We start from the raw sequence: 845 nt of genomic DNA on the forward strand, positions 1-845 counted from the left end.
TTAACCGTGAATGTAGGGGCGGTCCATGTGCCGTTCTCATACCTAGCGTTACCACCTAAAGATTTCGCAACACTGCTTCCTAGGGTATGAAGCTGATTACCAGCTACAGCATCGCTTGAGGTTGAAGTAATGTCTCCATTCTTAAGTGATGTGATCTTGCTGTTTGTTTTGCTGTCTTTTTCCCCATGCTTGGCTACAAAGGCGCCGCTAGTCTTGTCCCATAACAAGGAATCGCTTTGAACAAGGGTAATGTCTTTTTCAATCTCTTTGGTAATTTCATCCTTAACATTCTTGAATGTATCTTTAACGTTCTCGAATGAATCACCAACACCAGCAAAGGCAGTCGCGACATCGTCATAAGACTTATCAGTCGCAGTGCCATCTTTATTGAAGGTCTTAACCGTGAATGTAGGAGCAACCCACGCGCCATTCTCGTACTTAGCGTTACCGCCTAAAGACGTAGCAACTCCATCACCTAGAGCATGAAGCTGATTACCAGCTACAGCATCACTTGAGGTTGAAGTAATATCTCCATTGGCAAGATACTTAATCTTGCTATCGGTTCCCTCTTCTGGCTTCAAGCCACCACCCGGTCTCCTTGAATGTTGCGCTACAAACGCATTATCAGTGTCACTCCAATTCAAAGAATCATATTTTTCATTATCAATCTTTTCATAAACATTCAAGAATGACTTACTAACACCAGCAAAGGCAGACGCCACATTGTCATAAGTCGAGTCAATGACACTGCCATTTTCTGTGAAGGTTTTAACCGTGAATGTAGGGGCGGTCCATGTGCCGTTCTCATACCTAGCGTTACCACCTAAAGATTTCGCAACACTGCT

General features: G+C 43.8%; 1 pseudogene. It reads right to left on the bottom strand.

Annotated elements, in window-relative coordinates:
* Positions 1-845: pseudogene (locus tag ACFIKE_RS11845) on the bottom strand (hypothetical protein); the annotation flags it as partial.

This window comes from Bartonella sp. MU70NMGDW (assembly GCF_042194085.1).
GTDB classification, from domain to species: domain Bacteria; phylum Pseudomonadota; class Alphaproteobacteria; order Rhizobiales; family Rhizobiaceae; genus Bartonella; species Bartonella grahamii.